Origin of the sequence: Leifsonia sp. 21MFCrub1.1, assembly GCF_900107895.1 — a bacterium.
Classification (GTDB): domain Bacteria; phylum Actinomycetota; class Actinomycetes; order Actinomycetales; family Microbacteriaceae; genus Leifsonia; species Leifsonia soli.
In genome coordinates this window covers 1962268-1987121 of the sequence record NZ_LT629867.1, presented here as the reverse complement: position 1 = coordinate 1987121, position 24854 = coordinate 1962268, and the positions used below count along the sequence as shown (strand labels likewise).

26 protein-coding genes are annotated in these 24854 nt (G+C 71.2%); 13 read left to right on the top strand and 13 right to left on the bottom strand.

What is annotated here, in order from left to right; all coding sequences use genetic code 11:
- Nucleotides 1–66 precede the first annotated feature (66 nt).
- Nucleotides 67–777 (bottom strand): hypothetical protein, encoded by a 711-nt coding sequence (locus BLW09_RS09415; RefSeq protein ID WP_089911538.1) that lies wholly within the window; start codon nucleotides 775–777, stop codon nucleotides 67–69.
- A 120-nt stretch (nucleotides 778–897) separates the two neighbouring features.
- On the opposite strand from BLW09_RS09415, the gene msrA reads away from it, so the two are divergent.
- The 5 genes from msrA to BLW09_RS09390 all read left to right on the top strand — a co-directional run bounded on the left by msrA (nucleotide 898) and on the right by BLW09_RS09390 (nucleotide 4803).
- On the top strand, nucleotides 898–1422 hold the full coding sequence (msrA, locus tag BLW09_RS09410) for a peptide-methionine (S)-S-oxide reductase MsrA (RefSeq protein ID WP_089911535.1): 525 nt from the start codon (nucleotides 898–900) through the stop codon (nucleotides 1420–1422).
- 127 nt (nucleotides 1423–1549) lie between these two features.
- Nucleotides 1550–2002: a single-stranded DNA-binding protein gene (locus tag BLW09_RS09405; protein WP_231946756.1), complete on the top strand. Its 453-nt coding sequence runs from the start codon at nucleotides 1550–1552 to the stop codon at nucleotides 2000–2002.
- A 10-nt stretch (nucleotides 2003–2012) separates the two neighbouring features.
- Nucleotides 2013–2507, top strand: coding sequence for a DUF6993 domain-containing protein (locus BLW09_RS09400; protein ID WP_231946754.1), 495 nt, complete (start codon nucleotides 2013–2015; stop codon nucleotides 2505–2507).
- A gap of 83 nt (nucleotides 2508–2590) precedes the next feature.
- Nucleotides 2591–4273, top strand: a complete 1683-nt coding sequence (gene ettA, locus BLW09_RS09395; RefSeq protein ID WP_089911529.1) for an energy-dependent translational throttle protein EttA — start codon at nucleotides 2591–2593, stop codon at nucleotides 4271–4273.
- 11 nt (nucleotides 4274–4284) lie between these two features.
- A complete protein-coding gene (locus BLW09_RS09390) occupies nucleotides 4285–4803 on the top strand; it encodes an acyl-CoA thioesterase (protein ID WP_089911525.1) in 519 nt (172 codons plus the stop codon).
- Nucleotides 4804–4836: 33 nt separating this feature from the next.
- On the opposite strand, the gene BLW09_RS09385 is transcribed toward BLW09_RS09390, so the two are convergent.
- Together BLW09_RS09385 and BLW09_RS09380 are read right to left on the bottom strand one after the other, a co-directional pair.
- Nucleotides 4837–5352, bottom strand: a complete 516-nt coding sequence (locus tag BLW09_RS09385; protein WP_089911524.1) for a hypothetical protein — start codon at nucleotides 5350–5352, stop codon at nucleotides 4837–4839.
- A 7-nt stretch (nucleotides 5353–5359) separates the two neighbouring features.
- Nucleotides 5360–5809, bottom strand: a complete 450-nt coding sequence (locus BLW09_RS09380) for a QcrA and Rieske domain-containing protein (protein ID WP_089911521.1) — start codon at nucleotides 5807–5809, stop codon at nucleotides 5360–5362.
- Between the two features lie 77 nt (nucleotides 5810–5886).
- Here BLW09_RS09380 and BLW09_RS09375 point away from each other — a divergent pair, with 77 nt between their 5' ends.
- Both BLW09_RS09375 and BLW09_RS09370 read left to right on the top strand, forming a co-directional pair.
- Nucleotides 5887–6444: a sigma-70 family RNA polymerase sigma factor gene (locus BLW09_RS09375; protein WP_089911518.1), complete on the top strand. Its 558-nt coding sequence runs from the start codon at nucleotides 5887–5889 to the stop codon at nucleotides 6442–6444.
- Nucleotides 6441–7160, top strand: coding sequence for an anti-sigma factor family protein (locus tag BLW09_RS09370; RefSeq protein WP_089911516.1), 720 nt, complete (start codon nucleotides 6441–6443; stop codon nucleotides 7158–7160). The genes BLW09_RS09375 and BLW09_RS09370 overlap by 4 nt, the downstream gene beginning before the upstream one ends.
- Before the next feature lie 28 nt (nucleotides 7161–7188).
- On the opposite strand, the gene BLW09_RS09365 is transcribed toward BLW09_RS09370, so the two are convergent.
- A complete protein-coding gene (locus tag BLW09_RS09365; protein ID WP_089911514.1) occupies nucleotides 7189–8061 on the bottom strand; it encodes an acyl-CoA thioesterase in 873 nt (290 codons plus the stop codon).
- Between the two features lie 42 nt (nucleotides 8062–8103).
- On the opposite strand from BLW09_RS09365, the gene BLW09_RS09360 reads away from it, so the two are divergent.
- Complete coding sequence (locus BLW09_RS09360; RefSeq protein WP_089911511.1) at nucleotides 8104–8808, top strand: hypothetical protein; 705 nt, start codon at nucleotides 8104–8106, stop codon at nucleotides 8806–8808.
- A gap of 95 nt (nucleotides 8809–8903) precedes the next feature.
- Here BLW09_RS09360 and BLW09_RS09355 read toward each other — a convergent pair whose 3' ends face one another.
- The 8 genes from BLW09_RS09355 to pepN all read right to left on the bottom strand — a co-directional run bounded on the left by BLW09_RS09355 (nucleotide 8904) and on the right by pepN (nucleotide 18885).
- On the bottom strand, nucleotides 8904–10550 hold the full coding sequence (locus tag BLW09_RS09355) for an FAD-binding dehydrogenase (RefSeq protein WP_089911508.1): 1647 nt from the start codon (nucleotides 10548–10550) through the stop codon (nucleotides 8904–8906).
- 37 nt (nucleotides 10551–10587) lie between these two features.
- Nucleotides 10588–10986 (bottom strand): globin, encoded by a 399-nt coding sequence (locus BLW09_RS09350; RefSeq protein ID WP_089911505.1) that lies wholly within the window; start codon nucleotides 10984–10986, stop codon nucleotides 10588–10590.
- Entirely contained in the window at nucleotides 10983–12317 is a 1335-nt protein-coding gene (locus BLW09_RS09345) for a mechanosensitive ion channel family protein (protein WP_089911502.1), read from the bottom strand. The genes BLW09_RS09350 and BLW09_RS09345 overlap by 4 nt, the downstream gene beginning before the upstream one ends.
- Before the next feature lie 59 nt (nucleotides 12318–12376).
- Nucleotides 12377–13051, bottom strand: coding sequence for a response regulator (locus tag BLW09_RS09340; RefSeq protein WP_089911499.1), 675 nt, complete (start codon nucleotides 13049–13051; stop codon nucleotides 12377–12379).
- Nucleotides 13048–14424: a sensor histidine kinase gene (locus tag BLW09_RS09335; protein ID WP_089911496.1), complete on the bottom strand. Its 1377-nt coding sequence runs from the start codon at nucleotides 14422–14424 to the stop codon at nucleotides 13048–13050. Before BLW09_RS09335 ends, BLW09_RS09340 begins: the two co-directional genes overlap by 4 nt.
- 8 nt (nucleotides 14425–14432) lie before the next feature.
- Nucleotides 14433–15299, bottom strand: a complete 867-nt coding sequence (locus BLW09_RS09330; RefSeq protein ID WP_089911493.1) for an ABC transporter permease subunit — start codon at nucleotides 15297–15299, stop codon at nucleotides 14433–14435.
- Nucleotides 15296–16207: an ATP-binding cassette domain-containing protein gene (locus BLW09_RS09325; RefSeq protein WP_089911490.1), complete on the bottom strand. Its 912-nt coding sequence runs from the start codon at nucleotides 16205–16207 to the stop codon at nucleotides 15296–15298. The genes BLW09_RS09330 and BLW09_RS09325 overlap by 4 nt, the downstream gene beginning before the upstream one ends.
- Nucleotides 16208–16326: 119 nt before the next feature.
- Complete coding sequence (pepN, locus tag BLW09_RS09320; RefSeq protein WP_089916759.1) at nucleotides 16327–18885, bottom strand: aminopeptidase N; 2559 nt, start codon at nucleotides 18883–18885, stop codon at nucleotides 16327–16329.
- Nucleotides 18886–18984: 99 nt separating this feature from the next.
- On the opposite strand from pepN, the gene BLW09_RS09315 reads away from it, so the two are divergent.
- Genes BLW09_RS09315 through BLW09_RS09300 form a run of 4 tightly spaced genes read left to right on the top strand, consistent with a single transcriptional unit; the run spans nucleotide 18985 to nucleotide 22572 of the window.
- The gene (locus BLW09_RS09315; RefSeq protein WP_089911488.1) at nucleotides 18985–19473 is read left to right on the top strand and encodes a ribose-5-phosphate isomerase; all 489 of its coding nucleotides are present in this window, start codon (nucleotides 18985–18987) and stop codon (nucleotides 19471–19473) included.
- The gene (locus BLW09_RS09310) at nucleotides 19473–20468 is read left to right on the top strand and encodes an Fpg/Nei family DNA glycosylase (RefSeq protein WP_089911486.1); all 996 of its coding nucleotides are present in this window, start codon (nucleotides 19473–19475) and stop codon (nucleotides 20466–20468) included. Before BLW09_RS09315 ends, BLW09_RS09310 begins: the two co-directional genes overlap by 1 nt.
- Nucleotides 20469–20476: 8 nt before the next feature.
- Nucleotides 20477–21115, top strand: coding sequence for an FMN-binding negative transcriptional regulator (locus BLW09_RS09305; RefSeq protein ID WP_089911483.1), 639 nt, complete (start codon nucleotides 20477–20479; stop codon nucleotides 21113–21115).
- Nucleotides 21112–22572 carry an amidohydrolase gene (locus BLW09_RS09300; RefSeq protein ID WP_089911480.1) on the top strand — a complete coding sequence of 487 codons (1461 nt, stop codon included), beginning with the start codon at nucleotides 21112–21114 and terminating at the stop codon, nucleotides 22570–22572. Before BLW09_RS09305 ends, BLW09_RS09300 begins: the two co-directional genes overlap by 4 nt.
- A gap of 159 nt (nucleotides 22573–22731) precedes the next feature.
- On the opposite strand, the gene BLW09_RS09295 is transcribed toward BLW09_RS09300, so the two are convergent.
- Entirely contained in the window at nucleotides 22732–23214 is a 483-nt protein-coding gene (locus tag BLW09_RS09295; RefSeq protein ID WP_020074922.1) for a Dps family protein, read from the bottom strand.
- A gap of 231 nt (nucleotides 23215–23445) precedes the next feature.
- Here BLW09_RS09295 and BLW09_RS09290 point away from each other — a divergent pair, with 231 nt between their 5' ends.
- Nucleotides 23446–24846, top strand: coding sequence for a sensor histidine kinase (locus BLW09_RS09290; protein WP_231947152.1), 1401 nt, complete (start codon nucleotides 23446–23448; stop codon nucleotides 24844–24846).
- Nucleotides 24847–24854 lie beyond the last annotated feature (8 nt).

Below are 24854 nucleotides of genomic sequence, written 5' to 3'. Positions count from 1 at the left end.
AGGGCGCCGGCGTGATGCCGGCGCCCTTCGTGTCGGGTGGAGTGCCTGCCGCCGGAGCGGCGGACGTCAGACGGGCTGCCCGAGGCGGGACGTGGGGGACGTGTCCTGCGGCCCGGCGCCGGCGGCCGCAGCCTGGACGAACGAGTTCGTCTCCGCCGTGTCGTCGCGCGTCGTCGCCGCCGAGGCGGGCGCGGCCGGTGCCGCGGGAGCCGCGTACTGCTCGTGGTGCTGCTGGGCGACCCACGCGTCCTGCTGGGCGATCAGCGAACGCTCGGTGTCGGTGTTCTCGAAGCGCCACCGCTCGAGGTCGCTCTGGAAGATGCGCCGAGCGCGACGCGGGTTGTTCTGCCATTCGAGCAGGCGGTCGCGGAACTCCGCGATCGCCGGGTCGAGCTGGTAGCCGAAGGTGGCAGAGGCCCGCTTCATCTCGGCGAGCTGGTGGCCCGCCCACGTGGCGGCCAGACCGGCCGTCTTGATGGGGAGCAGCCGGACCATGATGTCCGCCTGACCGACGGCGCGGTCCGAGAGCACCTGCTCGGCCGGGGTGAGCGAGTTCCAGACGGAGGCCTCGGTCGCAGCGTCGACGAGCGCGGCGATCGCGGAGGCCTTCTGCTGACGGTCGGTGCGGGAGAGGAGTCCCTTGAGGGCGCCCCGGGCGATCCACGCGGAGATCAGGCCGGAGACGATCACGGCGACCGCGAGGACCGCCGCGTAGAAGACCGCCGGGCGCGCGGCCGGCGACGTGAGCCAATCGACGAAGTCATTCCACCAGTGCATGCCGTGATGGTAGCCGGGGTTCCGTGCGCGGCCGGGGACCCTCCGCGTCGTGTCGTCAAACGGGCGCACGGCTCGGTCTGCGAGCGGCAGAATGGAGTCAGAGGATCGAAAGGGGACCCCATGCAGACCTTCGTGCTGGCAGGCGGATGCTTCTGGTGCCTGGATGCCGTGTACCGCGTGCTCCGCGGCGTTCAGGATGTCGTGTCCGGGTACACCGGCGGGACGGCCGTCGACCCGACCTATGAGGAGGTCTGCACCGGCCGCACCGGTCATGCCGAGGCGGTCGCGGTGACGTTCGACCCCGAGGTCATCCCGCCCGGCGTCATCCTCGACGTGTTCTTCACGCTGCACGACCCGCGCCAGCTGAACCGCCAGGGCAACGACATCGGCACCCAGTACCGGTCGGCGATGTTCTACGACAGCGAGCATCAGCGCGAGCTGTTCGAGGGCGCGCGCGACCGCGCGGCGGAGTACTGGGACGGCGGCATCGTGACCACCATCGAGCCGCTCGGGCCGTTCTACCGAGCCGAGGAGTACCACCAGGACTTCTTCGCCAAGAACCCGGGGCAGGGCTACTGCCTCGCTGTCGCCCTCCCGAAGGTGAACAAGATCCGGGCCTCGTACTCGGACTACGTGACGGCCTGAATCCGTCCACCTCTTCGCGGGTCCGCCGGTTCTCCACAGATGTGATCGTCTGCGGTCGGCGACCCAGCCCGAACGGCGAGGCTGGGACTGTGCCCGCCGCCGGGGCGGGCGCAGAGAAGAGGAGACCATGTCCGACACCGTCGCCGTCCGCGGCTTCGTCGCCACCAAGCCCCGTCACGTCGTCACCGAGGGCGGCCTGCCGATCACGAGCTTCCGGCTCGTCACCACGCATCGCCGGTACAACCGCGAGGCATCGTCGTGGGAGGACGGCGAGAGCAACTGGTACACCGTGAGCGCGTTCCGGCGTCTCGCGCTCGGCGCAGCAGCCTCCGTCGCCAAGGGCGACCCCGTGCTGGTCGCCGGCCGGCTGTGCCTGCGCGAATGGACGGGCGGGAAGCAGGGCATGACCGTCGAGATCGAGGCGGAGTCGATCGGTCACGACCTCACCTGGGGCCGATCCCGGTTCACCCGGGCGGCCGGAGCCGATCCCGCCTCGGATGCGGAAGCGCCGGCGCGGGCGGATCCTTCGCCCCCGCCTCCCGAGGGCCCTCCCGAGGGAATCCCAGCGGCGGCACCCTAAGATGCCGGATATGCCGTCTTCCGTGATCCGCCGGGCCGGTGCGTCCGCTCTCGGCCTGGTGGCCGGACTGACCATCGCCCTCGCCCTGGCCGGGTGCACCGGGCCCACGCCGCAGGCGACCGCATCCCGCACCGCGACACCGGCTGCCACGAGCACGGCGACGCCCACCGCGGCGGGGCTCGTGCCCGGCGGGACGGCGCAGGAGAACCTGGCGTACTTCAATACGGTCAACCAGGCGACGCTCGCCGCGAACCCGAACGCGCAGGGCCGCGACTTCATCGACGCGCTCGTCGCGGCCGGCTTCACCAAGGCCGACATGCAGGTGACCGTCGACACCACGACCATCGGCCTGAAGGCGAACTCGATCCAGTTCTCGGTGCGGATGGGCGACAGCTGCCTGATCGGCCAGAACGGCGCCGACGCCGGCGGCTACTCCAGCATGGTGACGCCCGTGCTGTCCACCGGGAGCTGCCTCATCGGGCAGACCCGTCCGATCGACTGGTAGGGCCGGAGCCGCCCGCGAGGCGGCGCAACGCCGGTATCCTCGAATACGGCAGTCAGCCGACGACAGGGAGTTGAAGAAGAAGAGTGGCCGAATACATTTACTCGATGGTGCGCGCCCGCAAGGCGGTCGGCGACAAGGTGATCCTCGACGATGTCACGATGGCGTTCCTTCCGGGAGCGAAGATCGGTGTCGTCGGTCCCAACGGCGCCGGTAAGTCCACCATCCTGAAGATCATGGCCGGTCTGGACACGCCCTCCAACGGCGACGCCAAGCTCAGCCCCGGCTACACCGTCGGCATCCTGATGCAGGAGCCCGAGCTGGACGAGAGCAAGACCGTGCTCGAGAACGTCCAGGAGGGTGTCGGCGAGATCAAGCAGAAGGTCGACCGCTTCAACGAGATCTCCGGTCTGCTGGCCGACCCGGACGCCGACTTCGACACGCTCCTCGCCGAGATGGGCACGCTGCAGGAGCAGATCGACGCCGCCGACGCGTGGGACCTCGACTCCCAGCTCGACCAGGCGATGGACGCGCTCCGCTGCCCGCCGGGCGACTGGCCGGTGCACACGCTGTCCGGAGGTGAGAAGCGCCGCGTGGCGCTCTGCAAGCTGCTGCTGCAGAAGCCCGACCTCCTGCTCCTCGACGAGCCCACCAACCACCTCGACGCCGAGAGCGTGCTCTGGCTCGAGCAGCACCTGGCCAAGTACCACGGCGCCGTCCTCGCCGTGACCCACGACCGATACTTCCTCGACCACGTGGCCGAGTGGATCGCCGAGGTCGACCGCGGGCACCTGTACCCGTACGAGGGCAATTACTCGACCTACCTCGAGAAGAAGCGCGAGCGGCTCGAGATCCAGGGCAAGAAGGACGCGAAGCTGGCCAAGCGCCTCTCCGAGGAGCTCGACTGGGTGCGCAGCAACGCCAAGGGACGCCAGGCGAAGTCGAAGGCGCGTCTGGCGCGCTACGAGGAGATGGCGGCCGAGGCGGAGCGCACGAGGAAGCTCGACTTCGAGGAGATCCAGATCCCGCCGGGGCCGCGCCTCGGCCAGGTCGTGATCGACGCCAAGAACCTCGAGAAGGGCTTCGGCGACCGCAAGCTCATCGACGGCCTCACCTTCACGCTGCCCCGCAACGGCATCGTCGGCGTCATCGGCCCGAACGGCGTCGGAAAGACCACGCTGTTCAAGACGATCGTCGGCCTCGAGCCGCTCGACGGGGGCGACCTGAAGGTCGGCGAGACCGTGCAGATCTCGTACGTCGACCAGACCCGCGGCGGCATCGACCCCAACAAGAACGTCTGGGAGGTCGTGTCCGACGGGCTCGACTACATCCAGGTCGGCAAGACCGAGGTGCCGTCGCGCGCCTACGTCTCGACCTTCGGCTTCAAGGGTCCGGACCAGCAGAAGAAGGCCGGCGTGCTCTCGGGTGGTGAGCGCAACCGCCTCAACCTGGCGCTCACGCTGAAGCAGGGCGGCAACCTGCTGCTCCTCGACGAGCCGACCAACGACCTCGACGTCGAGACGCTCTCCAGTCTCGAGAACGCCCTGCTCGAGTTCCCCGGCTGCGCGGTGGTCATCACCCACGACCGGTGGTTCCTCGACAGGATCGCGACCCACATCCTCGCCTACGAGGGCACCGAGGAGAACCCGGCCGACTGGTACTGGTTCGAGGGCAACTTCGAGGCGTACGAGGAGAACAAGGTCGACCGCCTCGGCCCGGACGCCGCGAAGCCGCACCGGTCCGCGTACCGCAAGCTCACGCGCGACTGAGCGGCCCGGCCATGCGACTGCACGTCCCGATCAAGCTCCGCTGGAGCGACCTCGACGCGTACGGCCACGTCAACAACGCCGAGATGCTGCGCCTCCTGGAGGAGGCGCGCATCGAGGCGTTCTGGGCGACCGACGACACCGCGACCGACGACGGGACGCCCGTCGACGGAACGGTCGGAAGCGGGCAGGCGGTCGGCGGGTCGACGGCGGTGCTCGACGGCCGCCCGGGGGCGGACACGCTCACGCTGATCGCACGGCAGGAGATCGAGTACCTCGCGCCCATCCCGTACCTCCGGCAGCCTCTCGACGTGCAGCTGTGGCTCGGCAGGCTCGGGGGCGCGAGCCTCGAGGTCTGCTACGAGGTGTGGTCGCCGGAGGGCACGGAGCCGAAGACGCTGTTCACGCGTGCCGCCACGACCATCGTCCTCGTCGACGCGACCAGCCAGCGTCCCCGGCGGATCAACGAGCGCGAGCGGGACGCCTGGACACCGTACCTCGACGAACCGGTGGCGTTCGCCAAGCGGACGTAGCCGCGACCGGCCGCGCGGCGTCCCGCTCCGCGCTCACGGCGTCGGCGTCGGGCTGCTCTGGATGGGGTCCGGGCTGAACGAGTTCTGCCAGATCGCCCGCGACCCCGCCTCACCGATCAGGACGACCTCGACGGTGGTCCCGACGGCCAGCACGAGCGCGAGCACAGTGAGCACGACGATCGCGATCCGCCGCACCACCGCGCTGGGCCGGCGCGGCGAGTCCGGCCGATCGAAGAAGAAGAACCAGGCCCACTGCACGACCGTGAAGACGAACAGGGCGATCACCCACGGCAGCAGCATCCGGCCGAGGGCGGCGTGCTCCTGGATCAGCGGCGTGGCGGGCACGCGGGCCATCAGCCACTCGCCGGCGGACATGACCACAGGGACCAGGATCAGATCCGCGAGCGCCAGCAGCGGCACCACGATGCCGAGCCGCCTGCGCGCAGCCGGCCAGATCGGCACCAGCACCGCGGCGATCGCCGTCAGCGGCACCAGCACGACGACGAAATGGACGAGCAGGACGTGCAGCGGCAGCCCGTTGACCTCCATGGCGCGCCTACGCGGAGACGGTGACGGAGTCGCCCGACACGGTCGCCTTCAGCTTCGGCAGCGGGTCGCGCGCCGGGCCGTTGAGCACATCGCCCGTCGTCGCATCGAACTTCGAGCCGTGGCAGGGGCAGTCGAACTCCTTGCCCTGCGGAGCGACCGTGCAGCCCTGGTGCGTGCAGACGGCGCTGAACGCCACCACCTGACCGGCGCTCGGCTGCGAGACGACGATGGGCTTGCCCGCGAGCGTCGCCGACACGGCCCCGCCGACGGGGATGGACGCGAGCGAGACCTCGGCCGTGCTCCCGCCGCCCGAGGACGAACCGCTGGAGTCCCCGGTGCCCGCCCCATCCGCACCCTGCCCGCCTCCGGGCGTGCAGGCGGCGAGCAGGACCGCTCCGGCGGAAGCCCCGCCGATCGTGACGAGGGTGCGGCGGGTGAGCGGTGCGTGGTCGTTCATGCGGATTCCTCCCGTTCGGCGGATGCGTCTTCTACGGTTATCACGAGACGGTCGCGCGGTCGGTTCAACCGTTCCGGATGAACCTTTCCGTCGGCTGCATCGTGTACGAGATGGAGGTGAACATGCCGGAGGAGGACGCCCGCCTGCTGCGCGAGCTGCACGATCAGCACGCGCAGGCCGTCTGGCGGTACGTCGTGCACCTCACCGGCGACCGCGCGATGGCCGACGACGTGGTGCAGGAGACGCTGTTGCGCGCCTGGCGGAAGCCGTCGGTGCTCGATCAGTCGCAGCAGTCCGCGCGCACCTGGCTCTTCACCGTCGCCCGCAACCTCGTCATCGACGGCCGCCGCAGCGCGGCCCACCGGCACGAGTTCGGCACAGACACCCTCCCGGAGCACCCGGCGCCGGACAGCGAAGCGGACGCCGTCCTCGACGCCTGGCTGGTGTCGGACGCCCTGGCGGAACTGTCCGTCGAACACCGCGCGGTCATCGTGCACGCCTACTACGGCGGACGCTCGATCGCCGAGATCGCGCGCGAGCTCGACATCCCGGAGGGCACGGTCAAGTCGCGCCTCCACTACGGCCTGCGGGCCCTGCGGCTCGCACTTCAGGAGAGAGGGGTGACGGAACGATGACCACGCACGACGAGTTCGCCACCTGGGACGCCGCGTACGTGCTCGGCGCGCTCTCACCGACGGAACGCCGCGCCTTCGAGGCCCACCTGCGCGAATGCGACCGGTGCTCGGAGGCCGTGGCGGAACTGGCGGGGATGCCCGGCATCCTGAGCCGCGTCCCGCGTGAGCAGGCCGCTGCACTGCTGGAGGAGCCGCTGTCCGCTCCGAGCACGGCCGACCGGGCCGCCGCCGACGGCCCCGGGCCCGACGTGCTCCCTTCGCTGCTGCACCGGGCGCGCCGTCGCCGCGTCCGCGCCCGCTGGCTGGTCGCCGGACTGTCGGCCGCGGCGGCGGCGATCGTGGTGGGTTTCGCCGCCTTCGCCCTTCCCGCGATCCTGCAGCCCGCCTCCGCGCCCACCGCGTCCGTCGTCATGAAGCAGGTCGAGCCGAGCCCGCTCACCGCCGACCTCCGGCTGACGTCCGAACCCTGGGGCACGCGCATCGACTCCGACTGCCGTTACGCCCGTCTCGCGGGGGACGAGGGCGGCCACGCCTGGACGTACGCGATGGTCGTCACCGACCGCTCGGGCGCGCAGCACGAGATCTCGACCTGGACGGCCGAGGAGGGGACCGTCGCAACCCCGGTCGCGACCACGAGCATCCCGATCGCCGACATCGCCGCGGTCGACATCCGCGCGGCGGGCGGGACGGTCCTGCTGCGCAGCACGTTCGACTGAAGCCGCTGAGCCCGCCATACGGGCGGGCTCAGTCGGCGTGGGGCAGCCGGATGGTCGCCTCCTGTGCAACGCTCGCCACGAGGCGCCCGTCGCGCGAGAAGATGCGTCCGAGCGACAGCCCGCGCCCCCCGCCGGCGGTGGGCGACTCCTGTACGTACAGCAGCCACTCGTCCACCCGCGCCGGCCGGTGCCACCACATCGCGTGGTCGAGGCTCGCCGCTTTGAGCCCCGGGGTCGCCCAGGCGATGCCGTGCCGACGCATGATCGACTCCATGATCGTGTAGTCGCTCGCGTAGGCGAGCGCGGCGCGGTGCAGTGCAGGGTCGTCCGGCATGTCGCCGATCGTGCGGAACCAGACCGCCTGGTGCGCGACCCGGTCGCCCTCGACCGACAGGTAGACCGGCGAGGTGACGTGCCGCATGTCGAACGGGCGCTGGCTGGCCCAGTACTGCGCGACGGGATGCCGCACATCCTCCAGCGAGGTGGCGGTCGACGGCAGGCTCTCCGGCTCCGGCAGGCCCTCGGGCATCGCATCCTGGTGCTCGATGCCCTCGTCCTCGGTCTGGTACGACGCGATCATCGACAGGATGGGGAGGCCGTTCTGGTACGCCTGCGTGCGCCGGGTCGAGAAGGACCGCCCGTCGTGGATGCGGTCGACCGAGAACGTGATCGGGAAGTTCACGTCGCCCGGACGCAGGAAATACCCGTGCATCGAGTGGATGCTGCGGTCGTCATCGACCGTTCGGGTGGCCGCAATGATGGACTGCGCGAGCACCTGGCCGCCGAACACGCGGCCCAGCGGCATCCACTGCGACGGGCCGGTGAAGATGTCCTCACTGGTGCGGGCGCCGGTGTCGGTGAGATCGAGCGCGGTCAGTAGAGAAGCCAGGGGCTCGGTCACGGTGCCTCCAAGTCGGTGGTGTGTTGGTAGTTTAGACATCCGATGAGCCAGTCGTTTTCTCTAGTCGATCTCCTCGCCGTCGCCGATCTGCAGACCTATCTGTCGCGGGCGGCCCGCGTCGAGGAGGGCTCCGTGCGCCTGATCGCCGGATCGGGGGTCCTGGCCGTCTACACGGCGATCCTCTATCCGCGCGGTCTGATGGACGAGACGCCCACCGTGCTGGGCCTGCGCACCTTCGCGACGGGCGAAGAGGTGGAGTTCGACGTCGTCGTCCCCATCCGCTCGCTGCTCGACCGGGTGGCGCGGGTGCGCGAGGGCGCCGAGGCCGCCGAGGCAGCCGAGGGCGAGGGCACGGCCGGTGCGCCGATCGAGATCCGTCTGCCGCTCGAGGTCTCGACGGTCACCTGGGCGGGCATCTCGCCGCCGCGCGGCGGGTGGCAGAAGGTCGGCGAGACGTCCTCGGCGCTGCTGCAGTCGACGGCGAAGGCCGGTGTCGCCGAGGTCGCGGAGGCCGTGCCGACCGGCACGGGGGAGCAGCTGGTGCAGCGCGTGCGTGCCGAGGTGTGGGGGCGTCCGATCGACGACCTGGAGTACATCCCCGCCGGTGCGGCGTTCGCCGCGGACAGCCTCGGCTTCGTCGGCGACGACGACACCGTCACCATCCACGAGACGGGCCGCTGGACGCGCCTCACGACGCGCCGCGGCCACACCCTCGTCCGCCGCCAGGCCTGGACCCTCCGCCGCTAACCAGCTCACAGCTCCTGCAGCCCACCGTCGAGTCCGCGATCTTTGCACGCTCGAAGGCCGTTCAGCGTGCAAAGATCGCGGACTCGACGGCGGGGCTAGGCGCGGGCGGCAGCGCGACCGGCCTGACGGCCCGAGAAGAGGCAGCCGCCGAGGAACGTGCCCTCCAGCGCCCGGTAGCCGTGCATCCCGCCGCCGCCGAAGCCGCTCGCCTCGCCGACCGCGTACAGCCCGGGCACCACGGACCCGTCGGCCGACAGCACCCGTCCGTCGAGGTCGGTCTCGATCCCGCCGAGGCTTTTCCGGGTGAGGATGTGCAGCTTGACCGCGATGAGGGGTCCGGCCGCCGGGTCGAGCAGCTTGTGCGGCGATGCGACGCGGATGAGGCGGTCGCCCCGGTAGCGGCGCGCCGCCCGGATCGCGGCGAGCTGCAGGTCCTTGCCGAACTCGTTGTCCAGCTGCCTGTCGCGTTCGTGCACGTGCCGCGCGACCAGCTCGGTGTCGAGCGGGACGTCGGCGATGCGCTGCATCCCGGCGAGCAGCTCGTCGAGCGTGTCCGCGACCACGAAGTCGGCGCCCTTCTCCTTGAACGCCTCCACCGGCCCCGGCGCGCCCGGGGTGACGCGCTTGGCGAGCAGCCGCACGTCCTTCCCGGTCAGGTCCGGGTTCTGCTCGCTGCCGGACAGCGCGAACTCCTTCTCGATGATCTTCTGCGTCAACACGAACCAGCTGTAGTCGGACCCCGTCCGCCGCAGGTGCTCCAGCGTCCCGAGCGTGTCGAACCCCGGATAGAGCGGCGAGGGCAGCCGCTCGCCGCGCGCGTCGAGCCACAGCGACGACGGGCCGGGAAGGATGCGGATGCCGTGCCGCGCCCAGATCGGGTCCCAGTTCTGGATGCCCTCGGTGTAGTGCCACATCCGGTCGCCGTTGATCAGGTGCGCACCGGCGGTCTCGGCGATCCCGAGCATCCGTCCGTCCACGTGGGCCGGGACGCCCGAGAGCATGGAGGCGGGAGGCTCGCCCAGCCGGGCGGGCCAGGCCGCGCGGACGAGGTCGTGGTTGCCGCCGATCCCGCCGGAGGCGACGATGACGACCGGCGCCCGCAGCTCGAAGTCGCCGACCACGTCCCGGTTGCTCGGCGCCCCGCGCTCGGCGCCGTCCGGCGCGAGGACGGCCCCCCGCACACCGGTGACGCGGCCGTCCTCCACGATCAGCTCGTCGACCCGGTGGCGGTTGCGGATCGCCGCGCGTCCGTTCGCCGCGGCCGACTGCACCCGTCGAGCGAAGGGCTCGACCACTCCCGGTCCGGTGCCCCACGTGATGTGGAAGCGGGGGACCGAGTTGCCGTGACCGCCGGCCGTTCCGTCGCCGCGCTCGGCCCAGCCGACGACGGGGAAGAAGCGGACGCCCTTCTCGTGCAGCCACGCGCGCTTCTCGCCGGCCGCGAACTGCAGGTAGGCCTCCGCCCACTGCCGCGGCCAGTGGTCCTCGTCGCGGTCGAACCCGGCCGTCCCGAACCAGTCGTCGCGGGCGAGCGCGAGGGAGTCGTGCACGCCCATCCTGCGCTGCTCGGGGGAGTCGATGAGGAACAGGCCGCCGAACGACCACCACGCCTGGCCGCCGAACGACGCCGATGGCTCCTGCTCGACGATCGTGACGCGGCGGCCGGCATCCAGCAGTTCGGATGCGGCGACCAGGCCCGCGAGGCCCGCGCCGACGACGATCGCGTCGGGTTCGTAGGTCATCCGTGTCTCCTTCGGCACCGGGATGGCGGGAGGAGGGCTACTCCTCGAATGTGTTGACCATAGCGAACGCGGCACGCTCCAGGTAGTTCCAGAGCGTCTCCTCCTGCAGCGGCGGCAGCCCGAGCTCGTCGACGGCGGTGCGCATGTGCGCCAGCCAGCGGTCGCGGGCGTCCGGGTTGACCTTGAAGGGGTTGTGCCGCATCCGCAGGCGGGGGTGCCCGCGCTGCTCGCTGTACGTCGTCGGGCCGCCCCAGTACTGCTCCAGGAACAGCGTCAGCCGCTCCTTGGCGGGACCCAGGTCCTCTTCCGGGTACATCGGGCGCAGCACCGGGTCGTCCGCGACATCGCGGTAGAACGCGTCCACCAGCCGGACGAACGTCTCGTGCCCGCCGATCTGGTCGTAGAAGCTCGGCTGCGGGCCGACGGGGATGCTCACCGCGACACTCCGTCCGGGTCGGCGCCATCGCCGGGCGCGTGATCGCCATCGGGTTTCGTCGACGCGGGCTTGCGCGCGGCGGGCTTGTCGGTCTTCACCGGCGATGTGGCGGGCTTGTCCGCCGCCGGCTTGTCCGTCGCGGGCTTCGGCGCCTCGGGCTTCGCGGTCGCGGGCTTCTCCGCCGTCGGCTTCGCGGTCGCGGACTTCTCCGCCGCCGTCCGAGCCGACGCGGTGCCCCCGACCGCCGGCGTGATCCGGATCGCGCCAGGGTCGACCGGCCGCCCCGCTGTGGCCGGCCGCCCCGCCGTGGCCTGGCGCTTCGCGGCGGCGCGCGCCTTGCGGCCCTTCAACGGCGGCTCCGGCGTGACGATCGGGCTCGGCCGGGTGCGCGGGGGCTTCGCGCCCATGACGCTCGCGGCGCTGTCGAACCCGCTGAGCACGACGGCCGAGAGCGACGGGAGCTTCACGCCCATCTCGTCCAGGGCGCGCTTGAGCTGCGTCCGCAGCTCCCGCGACACATCGTCCTTCGCGGTGGTGCGGGTCTTCAGCACGATACGGATGACGACGGCGTCGGCCGAGATGGACTCGATGCCCCACAGCTCCGGCTTCTCGAGGATGCGCGAGCGCCACTTGGTGCTGGTCGCCAGCGCCGTCGCGGTCTCCATCATCGTGGCCTCGACCGCCTCGACGTCGACGTCGTAGGGCACGGCCAGGTCGATGATCACGCGCGCCCAGCCCTGCGACATGTTCCCGACGCGCACGATCTCGCCGTTGCGCACGAACCACAGCGTCCCGTTCACGTCGCGCACCTGGGTGACGCGGATGCCGACCGCTTCGACGACGCCGGTGGCGGAGCCGAGGTCGACGACATCGCCGACGCCGAGCTGGTCCTCCATGACCATGAACAGCCCGTTGAGCACATCCTTGACGATGTTCTGCGCGCCGAAACCGAGCCCGGCTCCGATCGCGGCCGTGAGCAGGGCGAACGACCCGAGCGCGTTGGGCACGAACACGTTGAGGATGAGGATGATCGCGATGATGCCGATCGTCACGTTGACGATGTTCGTCAGCACGGAGCCGAGCGTCCTGGTGCGCTGCACGACGCGGACGGCGGCCAGCGGCGATGCCACCAGCGCCTGCGTGTCGCTGACGTTCTGGCCCTTCTTGACGCCGCTGACGATGCGGGCGACCACCTTGCGGATGACGACGCGCAGGATCCAGCTGAGCAGCAGCGCGCCGCCGATGATGCACACCGCGCTGACGAGCTTCCAGCCGGCGTCGACCGACCACGTCCCGAGGTCGGTCCAGAAGTCTGATTTCAGGATTCCCATACCCCGTCGAGCCTACCGAGCCGCGGCTTGGCGGTCGCTGGAACCGCGGGCGCGGCGGGTCATCGCTCCAGCAGCCCGTGCTCGTAGGCGAAGATCACCGCGTGCACGCGGTCGCGCAACTGCAGCTTCGACAGCACGCGGCCGACGTGCGTCTTCACCGTCGACTCCGTCAGGTAGAAGCGCGCGCCGATTTCGCCGTTGCTGAGTCCTTCGCCGATGGCCAGCAGGATCTCGCGCTCCCGCGGGGTCAGCGCCGCCGCAGGGTCGTGTCCGGCCGGGGTGCGCGACGACCCGGCAGGGAGCCGGTCGGCGAACATCTCCAGCATCGCCCGGGTGACCCGGCCCGAGACGGCGGCGTCGCCCGCGGCCACCGCGCGCACCGCGCCGATCAGCTCGTCGGGCCGCGCATCCTTCAGGAGGAAGCCGCTCGCGCCGGCGCGCAGCCCCCCGAAGGCGTACTCGTCGAGGTCGAACGTGGTCAGGATGATGATCCGCGCGCCCGGGTCCGTCTCGACGATGCGCCGGGTCGCCTCGATGCCGTCGAGCACCGGCATCCGCACGTCCATCAGCACGACATCCGGGCGCACCTGAGCGGTCAGCCGGACAGCCTCCGCGCCGTCGGGCGCCTCGCCGACGACGACCAGGTCCGGTTCGGCCTCCAGCACCATCCGGAAGCCCATGCGGACCAGCTGCTGGTCGTCGACGAGCAGGATGCGGATGGGGGCGTCGGTCACGGGTTCTCCTTGGTCGTGGTCGTGGTCGAGGGTGCCGGCGTCGGTGGCGTCTTCGGATCGGATGGGGCCGGCGGGGTCTCAGCGGTCGGCGACGCGGTGGATTCCGGCGCAGCCGCGCGCACCGCGTCGAACACCGCGCGCACCCTCCACCCGCCGCCCGGGCGCGGCCCGGCCTCCAGCGTGCCCCCGTACAGCCCGACGCGCTCGCGCAGGCCGATCAGTCCCCGGCCGGACCCGTGCCCGGCCGAGGGATGCAGCGCGGCGTCGTCGTCGATCGTCACGATGACGGTTCCCGGCCCGAAGACGATGACGACGCGAACGGCGGTCGCCGAGGCGGCGTAGCGGAGCGCGTTGGTGAGTCCCTCCTGCACGACGCGGAAGATGGTGAGCTGCTGTCCGACGTCGTCCGGCGGGAGGCCGGTGATCGTGATCCGGACGGGGAGGCCGGCCGCGCGGAACGTCTCGATCAGCTCGCCGATCTCGCCCACGCCCGGCTGCGGCTCGCGGGCGGCACTGCCGTCCTCGCCGTCGCGCAGCACGCCGAGGAGTCTGCGCATGTCGGCCAGGGCGCCGCGCCCGGTCTCGGCGACGAGGCGCATGGCCTGTGCCGACCGCTCGGCCTGGTCGGGTCTGTCGGCCGCCGCCTCCGCCATCCGTGCAGAGCCGTCGGCGAGGGTGATCATCACCGTGAGACTGTGCGACACGATGTCGTGCATCTCGCGGGCGATCCGGCTGCGCTCGGCCGCAGCGGCGATCTCGGCCTGCTGGTCGCGCTCCCGCGCGAGCTGGCGGGCGCGGTCGATGAGGGCGTTCAGGTACCGGCGCCGGTTTCCGACATTGCTCCCGATCAGCACCGCGACGACGCTGAACGACAGCACGAGGATGCCGGAGGGCACGGCCGCCGTCTCGAGCGGCGTGAACGCCTTCGCCTGAGCGAGCAGCACCTCCACGACGAGTGTGGAGACGGTGACGGCGGAGGTCACGGCGAAGGCCACCCACGCCGAGCGGATGGAGCGGTAGACCGCCAGCGCGTACAGCGCGAACAGGGTGGGCACCACATCCATGTCGCGACCCAGGAAGACGCTGGTGCCGAGCAGCACGGTCGCGATCGCGAAGACCACGGCCGGCTGCTGGCGCCGGGCCAGGAGCGCGGCACCGGCCACTGCCGACAGGACGAGGTGGATGAGCTCCTGCGGCGTCGGGTCGACGGCCGAGGCGACCAGCGCCCCGATGACCGAGGGGATCAGGTAGAACGCCGCGACGAAGATGTCGACGGCGAGCGGATGCGCCCCCAGGAAACGACGGACGACCCCGGGCGGTCTCGGCAGTTCGAGTCCGCCCGGGGTCTGCGTGGTGGTCGCCTCCGCGGTCACGTCGGGGGTCAGGCGTCCCTGCGCTGCAGCAGCAGGGCGCCGCCGACGAAGGCGACGGCGGCCCAGACGAGCACCGTCACGACGTTCGCCCACGGCTCGATGTCGCCGTTGGCGACGCCGGCGAGGCCCTGACCGGCGTTGCTGATGAGGTAGTGCTGCGCGTCGGCCACCCACTGGGTGCGGGTCAGGCCGCTGATCAGGCTGGCGATGATCGGGAGCACGAGCAGAACGCCGAGGGCGCCGGCGATGCCGCCGGCGGTCGACTTCAGGATGGCGCCGACGCCGAGCGCGAAGACCGCGACGAGCCCGAGGTAGGCGCCCGCGCCGAGGATCGCCCACAGGGTGTCGGACGACAGCAGGTCGCCCGCGTATCCCTTGCCGTTGAGGATCGGGATGGCGACCGCCCACGATGCGGCGGAGGAGACGAGGCCGACGAGGAAGGCGACGACGAACAGCACGAGCGTCTTCGCCGCGAACACCGGGAAGCGGCGCGGAACGGCGGTGAACGACGAGCGGATCTGGCCGGTGGAGAACTCGCCGCTGATGACGAGGACGCCGAGGACGGCGATCACGAGCGAGGCGAACGTCAGACCGGCGGTTGCAGCCGAGGTGGCGAAGGCCGAGCTCTGCGCCTCGATGGCGGCACGCTGACCGGCGGGCACCTGACCCACGAGCACCGACTTGTCCGGGATCGCGACGGCGACGAGGGCGGCGATGCCGACCACGAGCACGACGGCGCTGATCAGCGTCCAGAAGGTCGAGCGGAGGGTGCGGAGCTTGATCCACTCGGACCGGATGACGCGCGGGAAGCTGAGCCGCCCGAGCGAGGTGTGCGGGTGGGTGAGCGGGCTGGCGGGGGATGTGGCGGTGCTCATCGGCTGACCTCCGTGCGGTACTCGACGTCGTCCTGGGTGAGCTCGAGGTAGGCCTCCTCGAGGGATGCGCTGATCGGGGTCAGCTCATGGAGCACGATCCCGTCGCGCGCGGCGGTCTCGCCGATCTGCGCTGCGGTGAGCCCGGTGATCTCCAGCAGCTGCGCCTCGACGCCGGTGACGGCGACGTCCGCGCCGGCGACGGCTCGTGCGAGCTGCTCGGGCTGGGGCGTCCGCACCCGGACCGCGTGGCGGGTGGCGGCGGCGAGGATGCTGTCCACGGGGGCGTCCGCGAGCACGCGGCCGCGGCCCAGCACCACGATGTGGTCGGCGGTCTGCGCCATCTCGCTCATCAGGTGCGACGAGAGGAACACCGTGCGGCCCTGCGAGGCCAGGTGGCGCGCGAACTGCCGGACCCAGAGCACACCCTCCGGGTCGAGCCCGTTGACCGGCTCGTCGAGGATGAGCGTCGCCGGGTCGCCGAGCATGGCCGCGGCGATGCCGAGCCGCTGGCCCATCCCGAGCGAGAAGCCGCCGACGCGCTTGCCGGCGACCGACTCGAGGCCGGTCATGCCGATGACTTCGTGGACGCGGGACTTCGGGATGCCGTGGGTGGCCGCAAGCGACAGCAGGTGCGCGTAGGCGGTGCGGCCGGTGTGGATCGCCTTGGCGTCGAGCAGGGCGCCCACCTCGGTGAGCGGCGACCGGAACTCGGCGTAGCGCTTGCCGTTGATGAGGGCTTGTCCGCGGGTCGGGCGGTCGAGTCCCATGATCATGCGCATGGTGGTCGACTTGCCCGCGCCGTTCGGGCCGAGGAAGCCCGTCACTTTGCCGGGCTGGATGGTCACGGAGATGTCGTCGACGGCGGTCTTGGCGCCGAAGCGTTTGGTGAGGTGATCGAGCTGGATCATGACTCCGAGACTAGGGGCGGCGGGCGGCTCCGTCATCGTCCCGCGGTACGACGGCGGGTCGGCCCCGGCATGACACGAGGGGCCCCACCGCGGTGAGGCCCCTCGTGTTCCGCCGTTCGCTACTGCGCATCCCGCTTCTGAGCCGCGAGTGCGCGCTCGACACCCGCGAGGTTCTCCACGACCATGCGGCGGAGGGCGGCGGGCTCCGGGTTGGCGTCGAGCCAGGTCCGGGTGGCGTCGCGCAGGGCCTCGTTCGCCAGCGGCGCCGGATACATGCCCTCGACCAGGTACTCCGCGATCTTGTAGGTGCGCGACGTCCAGATCTGCTGCAGGGCGGCGAAGTACGGCTCGACGAACTGGGCGAGCACGCTCTTGTCCTTCGCGCGCTGGAAGCCGATGCCGGTGTACCGGACGATGGTGTTGGGCAGGCTGTCCGAGCCGAAGACCGAGTCCCAGGCCGCCTGCTTGCCCTCGAGCGTCGGGATGCTGGCCCGGGCCTGCGCGGCGAACTGGCCGCCGTTCGCGGTGTTGTCCGCGGCGAGGGCCGCATCGATCTCGGCCGTGCCGGCCGCTCCACCCGCGACGAGGGAGATCAGCAGCTCCCACGACAGGTCGGTGTCGATGGTGAGACCCTCGAGCGTCACGGAGCCGTCGCGCAGCGCCGCGACCGTGGCGAGCTGCTCGTCGGTGGAGGCGAGCGCGGCGAAGAACTTCACGAACTGGAACTGCGCGTCGCTTCCGGCCTCTGCGCCCTTCGCCAGCTCCCACAGCGCGGAGGCCGCATCCTGAGCCGTCTGCTGCTGACGCTCCGGGGCGACGTACGCGGTAGCGGCGAGCACCAGCTGGTTGAGCGTGGTGCGGATGGTCGTCGACTCGGTCTCGGAGGCGATGTTGCCGAGCACCAGGCGCACGTAGTCGCTCGCGCTCGTCTCGGCGTCGCGGGTCGCATCCCACACCGCGCCCCAGACCAGGGAGCGGGCGAGCGGGCTCTCGATGTCGGAGAGGTGCTCGATCGCGACCGCCAGCGACTCCTCGTCGAGACGGATCTTCGCGTAGGCGAGGTCGTCGTCGTTGATGAGCACGAGGTCGGGGCGGCGGGTGCCGACCAGGTCGGCGACCTCGGTGCGCTCGCCGTCGACGTCGAGCTCGAAGCGCTCGTCGCGGACCAGGCTCTGCTTCCCGTCGCCGGCGTCGCGCAGGTTGTAGAGGCCGATCGCGAGGCGGTGCGGGCGGATGGTGGGGTAGTCCGGGGCCGCCGACTGCAGCACGGCGAACGAGGTGATCGTGCCGTCCGCATCCACCGTCAGCTCGGGGCGCAGCGTGTTGACGCCGGCGGTCTCGAGCCACTTCGTCGACCAGTCGGTGAGGTCGCGCCCGCTGGTGGCCTCGAGCTCGACCAGGAGGTCCTTCAGCTCGGTGTTGCCGTGCGCGTGCTTCTTGAAGTACTGCGCGACGCCGGCGAGGAAGTCGTCCTGCCCGACCCAGGCGACGAGCTGCTTCAGGACGGAGGCGCCCTTCGCGTAGGTGATGCCGTCGAAGTTGACCTGCACGTCCTCCAGGTCGTTGATCGTCGCGACGATCGGGTGGGTCGATGGCAGCTGGTCCTGGCGGTACGCCCAGCTCTTCTCCATGGCCGCGAACGTGGTCCACGCCTCGGTCCACTCCGTCGCCTCGGCCGTTGCGAGGGTGGAGGCGTACTCGGCGAACGACTCGTTCAGCCAGAGGTCGTTCCACCACTTCATGGTGACCAGATCGCCGAACCACATGTGGGCGAGCTCGTGGAGGATGGTGACGACCCGGCGCTCCTTGATGGCGTCGGTGACCTTCGAGCGGAAGACGTACGTCTCGGTGAACGTGACGGCTCCGGCGTTCTCCATCGCCCCGGCGTTGAACTCGGGGACGAACAGCTGGTCGTACTTCTCGAACGGGTACGCGTAGTCGAACCGCTCCTCGTAGAAGGCGAAGCCCTCGCGGGTCTTGTCGAAGATGTAGTCGGCGTCGAGGAACTCGGCCAGGCTCGTGCGCGTGTAGACGCCCAGCGGGATGGTGCGGCCGTCGCGGCTGGTGAGCTCGCTGTGCACCGACTGGTACGGGCCGGCGACGAGCGCGGTGATGTAGGAGGAGATGACCGGGGTCGGCGCGAACGACCAGACCTTCTTATCGTCGCCCGCGTCCTGCGGCTCGGGGGTGGGGGAGTTGCTGACGACGGCCCAGTGGGCGGGAGCGGTGACGGTGAAGGTGAACTGCGCCTTCAGATCCGGCTGCTCGAAGACCGCGAACATGCGGCGCGAGTCCGGCACCTCGAACTGGCTGTAGAGGTACACCTCGCCGTCGACCGGGTCGACGAAGCGGTGCAGGCCCTCACCGGTGTTGGTGTAGATCGCGTCGGCGACGACGGTCAGCTCGTTCTCCTCCTGGAGGCCGTCGAGCTGGATGCGCACCCCGTCGCTCACGGCCGCCGGGTCGAGCTCTGCACCGTTCAGCGTCACGCTGTGCACCGTCCGCGTGATCGCGTCGATGAAGGTCGACGCACCCGCGGCGGCCGAGAACCGCACCGTGGTGGTGCTGAGGAAGGTCTCCGGCCCGGTCGTCAGGTCGAGGCTGACGTCGTAGCTGTGGGTGCGGACGAGCGACGCGCGCTCCTGTGCTTCGATGCGGGTGAGGTTTTCTCCGGGCAACGCTGACTCCTTCGAGGGATCGGACGGGTGGATCGTGTCCACCCGTCCACCTTAGCCACCGGTTCCGACGCCGTCGGTGGCCGTCCCTAGACTGTGGATATGCGCATCCACATCGCCACCGATCACGCCGGACTCGACTTCAGCAGGCACCTGCAGGAGCATCTGACCGCTGCCGGTCACGAGGTGGTCGACCACGGACCGGTCGAGTACGACCCGATCGACGACTACCCGGCGTTCTGCATCAATGCGGCCGCCGCCGTCGTGCGCGACCAGCAGGCCGGTGTGGAGGCGCTCGGCGTGGTGTTCGGCGGCTCCGGGAACGGCGAGCAGATCGCCGCCAACAAGGTCCGCGGGGCGCGCGCCGCCCTGGTCTGGAGCGAGTCCACCGCGCTGCTCGCCCGCCAGCACAACGACGCCAATGTCATCGCGATCGGGGCACGGCAGCACACGGTGGAGGAGGCCACCGCCTTCATCGACACCTTCATCGCCGAGCCGTTCTCGTTCGAGGAGCGCCACGTCCGCCGCATCGCCCAGCTGGCGGAGTACGAGGCCACCGGCGACATCGCGGGCAAGCACGTGGACCGCTGATGCCCGAAGGTCACTCCGTCCATCGCATCGCCCGGCAGTTCGCGGTCAACTTCGTCGGCCACCGCGTCTCCGTCTCGTCGCCGCAGGGGCGGTTCGCCGCGGATGCGACGCGCATCGACGGTCGCGTGATGACCGACGCGCGGGCCGTCGGCAAGCAGATGTTCCTCGAATTCGACAACGGGCTCTGGCTGCGCGTGCACCTCGGCCTCTACGGTGCGTGGGACTTCGCGGGCGACATCAGCATCGACCCGACGATCGCGAGCGCGAACGGCCGGATGGGTCAGACCAACCAGCGGGGCACCGACCTCGACGGTGCTGATCCGATCCTCGACTCCGCCGGCGAGAACTCGCTCCACTCGATCGGTGCGCCCCGGCGCACCCGGCTGCGCATGGCCGAGTCCGAGAAGGTGGAGGCCGAGATCACGTCCTTCCCGCCCGAGCCGATCGGCCAGGTGCGCGTCCGGCTGCTGACCGACACGGCGGTCGCCGACCTCCGCGGGCCGACGGCCTGCGAGGTGCTCGACCCGGCGCAGGTCGATGCGGTGATCGCGAAGCTGGGGCCCGATCCCCAAGTCGACGACAGTCAGGAGGCGGAGGACCGCTTCGTCTCGATCGTGCGCCGCAAGCCGACCGCCATCGCCCTCCTGCTCATGGACCAGAGCGTGGTGAGCGGCATCGGCAACGTGTACCGCGCCGAACTGCTGTTCCGCGCGAGGCAGAACCCGCACACGCCGGGCAAGCAGGTGCCGGAGGAGACCGTCCGCGCTCTCTGGCGCGACTGGGTGCACCTGCTCCGCATCGGCGTCGAGACGGGCCAGATGATGACGATGGACGACCTCGACGAGCAGTCCTACCGTCGGGCGATGGCGAACCGCGACGACCGTCACTGGGTCTACAAGCGCGAGGGGTTGCCGTGCCGGATCTGCGGCACGCACATCCTCATGGAGGAGCTGGGCGGCCGCAAGCTGTACTGGTGCCCGGTGGATCAGGCGTAGGAGGGCCCGTGCGACAGAATCCGAGCTTCACGCTCACCGATCCGGCCGAGCTGAAGCGGCTCGTGCGCGAGAACCCGTGGGCGACGTTCGTGAGCAGCACGTCGAACGGGCTCGTCGCCTCCCACTACCCGGTCATCCTCGACGAGACGCGGGAGGAGCTCACGCTGCTCAGCCACGTCGGCCGGCCGGACGAGCAGCTGCACGAGCTGGGGGAGCACGAACTGCTGGTGATCGTCCAAGGGCCGCACGGGTACATCTCGTCCGGCTGGTACGACGAGAAGCCGGCCGTTCCCACCTGGAACTTCATCGCGGCGCACTTCTCGGGCGTTCCGGAGCTGCTGAGCGACGAGGAGAACCTCGAGGTCCTGGCCCGGCTGGTCGACCACTTCGAAGGCGAGCTGCCCGAGCCGCGCCGCATGCGCGGCACCCCGGCCGACGCGCAATACGCCGAGCGCATCGTCTCGGGCACGGTCGGCCTGCGCCTGACGCCGACCCGCGTCGTCGCCAAGCAGAAGATGAGCCAGAACCGTCCGGACCACATCGTCGACGCGATCCTCGGCGAGCTCGGGGGCGACGGACCGTACGCGAGCGCCGGCCTGCTGCGCGAGATGCAGATCGTGCACGACCGGCGGCGCGCCGCGCGATGACGCTGCTGCTCGCCGGGGCGCGGCTGCCCGGACGCGACGGGCTCGTGGACGTTGTGATCGACGGCGGACGGATCGCGTCGGTCGAGCCGACCGGATCGGCGACGGGCGTGGCGGCGGGGGAGCGCATCCCGCTCGACGGCCGCTGGCTGGTGCCGGGACTGTGGGATCAGCACGTGCACTTCACGCAGTGGGCGCAGACCGCGCGCCGGTTGGATGTGTCCCGCGCCGGGTCTGCCGCCGAGGCCGCCGCGCTGGTGCGGGCCCGCGCCGAGGCGTCACCGGCGGACTCGCCGGACGACGTGCTCGTGGGCTTCGGCTTCCATGATGCGCTGTGGCCGGACCTCCCGACACGCGAACTGCTGGACGCCGCCGCCGGCGACCGTCCGGTCGTCCTGATCGCCGGCGACCTGCACTGCTCCTGGCTGAACACCGCCGCCGCCGCCCGGTTCGCACCCGGCACGCCGGACGCCGTGCTGCGGGAGGACGCCAGCTTCGCCGTGACCAGCCTGCTCACTGCCGCGGACGACGCGACCCTCGACCGCTGGGCGGCCGACGCCGCCCGGGTCGCCGCGACCCGCGGAGTGGTCGGCATCGTCGACCTCGAGTACGGCTGGAATCTCGACGTGTGGCGGCGGCGCATCGCCGACGGCGCTCCCGGGCTGCTGGTCGAGTTCGGCATCTACGGCGACCACCTCGACCGCGCCGCGGGTCTCGGGTTGCGAACGGGGGACGTGGTGGAGGGCACCGGGGGCCTGCTCACCGTCGGCCCGTACAAGGTGATCTCCGACGGCTCCCTGAACACCCGCACCGCGCTGTGCACGCATGCCTACCCGGACGGCGGCCACGGCGTCGCCAACCTCGCACCGAGCGAACTGGTCGAGCGGATGCGGTTCGCCGTCGACCACGGGCTGGTCCCCGCCGTCCACGCGATCGGCGATGAGGCGAACCGTCGCGCGCTCGACGCCTTCGAGGCCGTCGGCGCGGGCGGCAGGATCGAGCACGCCCAGCTGATCGACGCATCCGACATCCCGCGCTTCGCCCGGCTCGGCGTGACCGCGAGCGTGCAACCCGAGCATGCGATGGACGACCGGGATGTCGCCGAGCGGCTCTGGCACGGCCGCACCGACCGCGCCTTCCCGCTCGCGGACCTCCACGCCGCCGGCGCGCGCCTCGCGTTCGGCTCCGATGCGCCCGTCGCGCCCCTCGACCCCTGGGCGGCGATCGCCTCCGCCGTCGGCCGCTCCCGCGACGGGCGTGACCCGTGGCATCCCGAGCAGTCGCTTCCGCCCGAGGCCGCCCTGGCGGCGTCCGTGCGTTCGTCCGTCACGCCGGGTGCCCGGGCCGACCTCGCGGTGCTCGACCGCGACCCCCTGACGTCTGCGCCCGACGACCTCCGCACCATGCCGGTCGCCGCGACCTTCGTCGCCGGCCGCGCCACGCACGACACCCTCCGCTGACCGCGCCGTCCCTCCCCGCCCCTCGACGGCGCCACGATTTGCGCCAAATGTGCGTTCTGGCGCCGCCCCAACGGCGATGTGGCGCAAATCTCGCAGGGATGAACGACGAAGGGGCCGCCCGCATCCGCGGACGGCCCCTCGCACCGGAAGCGGCGCGGTCTACTCGCTGATGTGCGCGAACAGGAACCAGCGGTCCTTGTCGAGTCCGCGGGCGATCTCGATGGCGACGTCCTGGCTGGTCTGGTCGAGCTCGGCCAGCTCGCGCACCGCGGTGTTCACACCGGCGAGGGCCGCGTCGAGCTGTGCGATGACCTCGGCGATGGTCTCGTTCGAGGGGCGGAATCCGGCGGTGAGCTCGCCGGTCGTGGTCTTGGCGGCGACGGTCCCGAGGCGGGCGTCGACCGGGAGGCCGAGGGCGACGATGCGCTCCGCGGCGAGGTCGGCCCACTCCTGGGCGTGGTCCACGATCGTGTCCAGCAGCTCGTGCACGCCGATGAAGTTGGCTCCGCGCACGTGCCAGTGGGCCTGCTTGCCGTTGACCACGATCGCGGTCAGGTCGATGACGACGGGGGTGAGGAACTGGGCGACCCCGGCGGCGACGTCCGGGTTCGAGACACTCTGGGTTGCGGCGATGTCCGTCATGGTTGGCGTCCTTTCTTCTGCCTGCCATAACGCTACTCAGCCCGCCGAATTCCGCAACGAAGCGAAGGCTCGGCTTAGTTAGCCTGCCCTGTCATCCGCCCGTCTCGGGTTAACCCCCGGACGGTTCCGGCGGCGCCCGGGATGGGGCCGCGAGCCGCGGACGACGAGGCTCGAAGAAGGACATCGGAACCGCTCCGCCCGCCGGAAGCGGACCACGAAAGGACGCCAGTCATGACCACAGAGACGGACACCGGGCAGCCCGGCACCGCCCAACCTTCTGCCACGCTGGATGCTGTGACACCATCCCAGCCCCACCTCGCCCGCACGGGCTACGGCTCGCTCTGGCGCGGGGTGCCGCGCGAGCTCGGCTTCCTGCTGCTCACCATGCCGATCGCGATCGTCGGGCTGTCCGTGCTGATGTCGCTGTTCTGGACGGGCGTCGGCACCATCGTGATCTACGTCGGCTTCTTCATCATCGTCGCCGCCTTCTACACGGCCCGCGGCTTCGGCGTGGTCGAGCTGACGCGACTGGACTGGGCGGGCCGGCCGGCCGTCCCGCGCCCGGTCTGGGAGAAGCCGGGCACCCCGCGCACGTTCCTCCGGGCCGTCTTCGGTCCGTTCGCGAACGGCCACTACTGGCTGTACCTGCTGCACGGCATGATCATCAACCCGATCGTCAGCATCTTCTCCTGGACGGTGACCATCGTCTGGGCGTCGGTCGCCCTGGGCGGCCTGACCGGCTGGATCTGGGAGCCGTTCATCCCGCAGGGGGACCGCAGCTTCTTCCTCTCGCAGACCGTGGTGGATGCGGTGTTCCGCACGACGTCGACCTTCGACCCGACCGTCGGCGACCGCATCCTGTACCTGATCGCCGGCGTGCTGTTCGCGGTGACCCTGCCGTTCGTGACGCGCGGCCTGACTCTGATGCACGAGGGCATCGCCCGCGGCGTGCTCGGTCGCTGGCCGTCGGAGGCGCTGCAACGCGAGGTCGCCGACCTGTCCGCCTCGCGCGGTGCGGCCGTCGCGGCAGAGGATCAGGCCCTGCGCCGGCTGGAGCGCGACCTGCACGACGGTCCGCAGCAGCGCCTCATCCGGTTGCAGATGGACATCGCCGCCGCCGAGCGCAAGCTCGCCGACGACCCGGACGCCGCCGCGACGCTGCTCGCCGAGGCGCGCCAGCAGGCGGGCGACACCCTGGAGGAGCTGCGGGCCCTATCGCGCGGCTTCGCCCCGCCCATCCTGCAGGACCGCGGCCTGGTCGCCGCTGCGGAGTCGCTCGCCGCGCGCAGCCCCATCCCGGTCACCGTGGAGTCGTCCCTGCAGCCGGGGGAGCGGTTCAGCCCGGAGATCGAGCGGAACGCCTACTACGTGCTGGCGGAACTGGCCGCGAACCTGGCCAAGCACTCCGGCGCGCAGGCCGGCCGGCTCTTCCTGGAGCGGGTGGTGGATGCGTCGGGCGCCGCCTGGCTGAGCGTCTGGCTGACCGACAACGGCCGCGGGGGAGCCTCCCTCGTCGACGGCCACGGCCTGCGCGGGCTGGAGGAGCGGGTGCGCGGTCTGCGCGGCGAGCTCGTGGTCGACAGCCCGGAGGGCGGTCCGACGCGGATCGGCGCGCGCATCCCGCTCGCCTGACCGCCCGC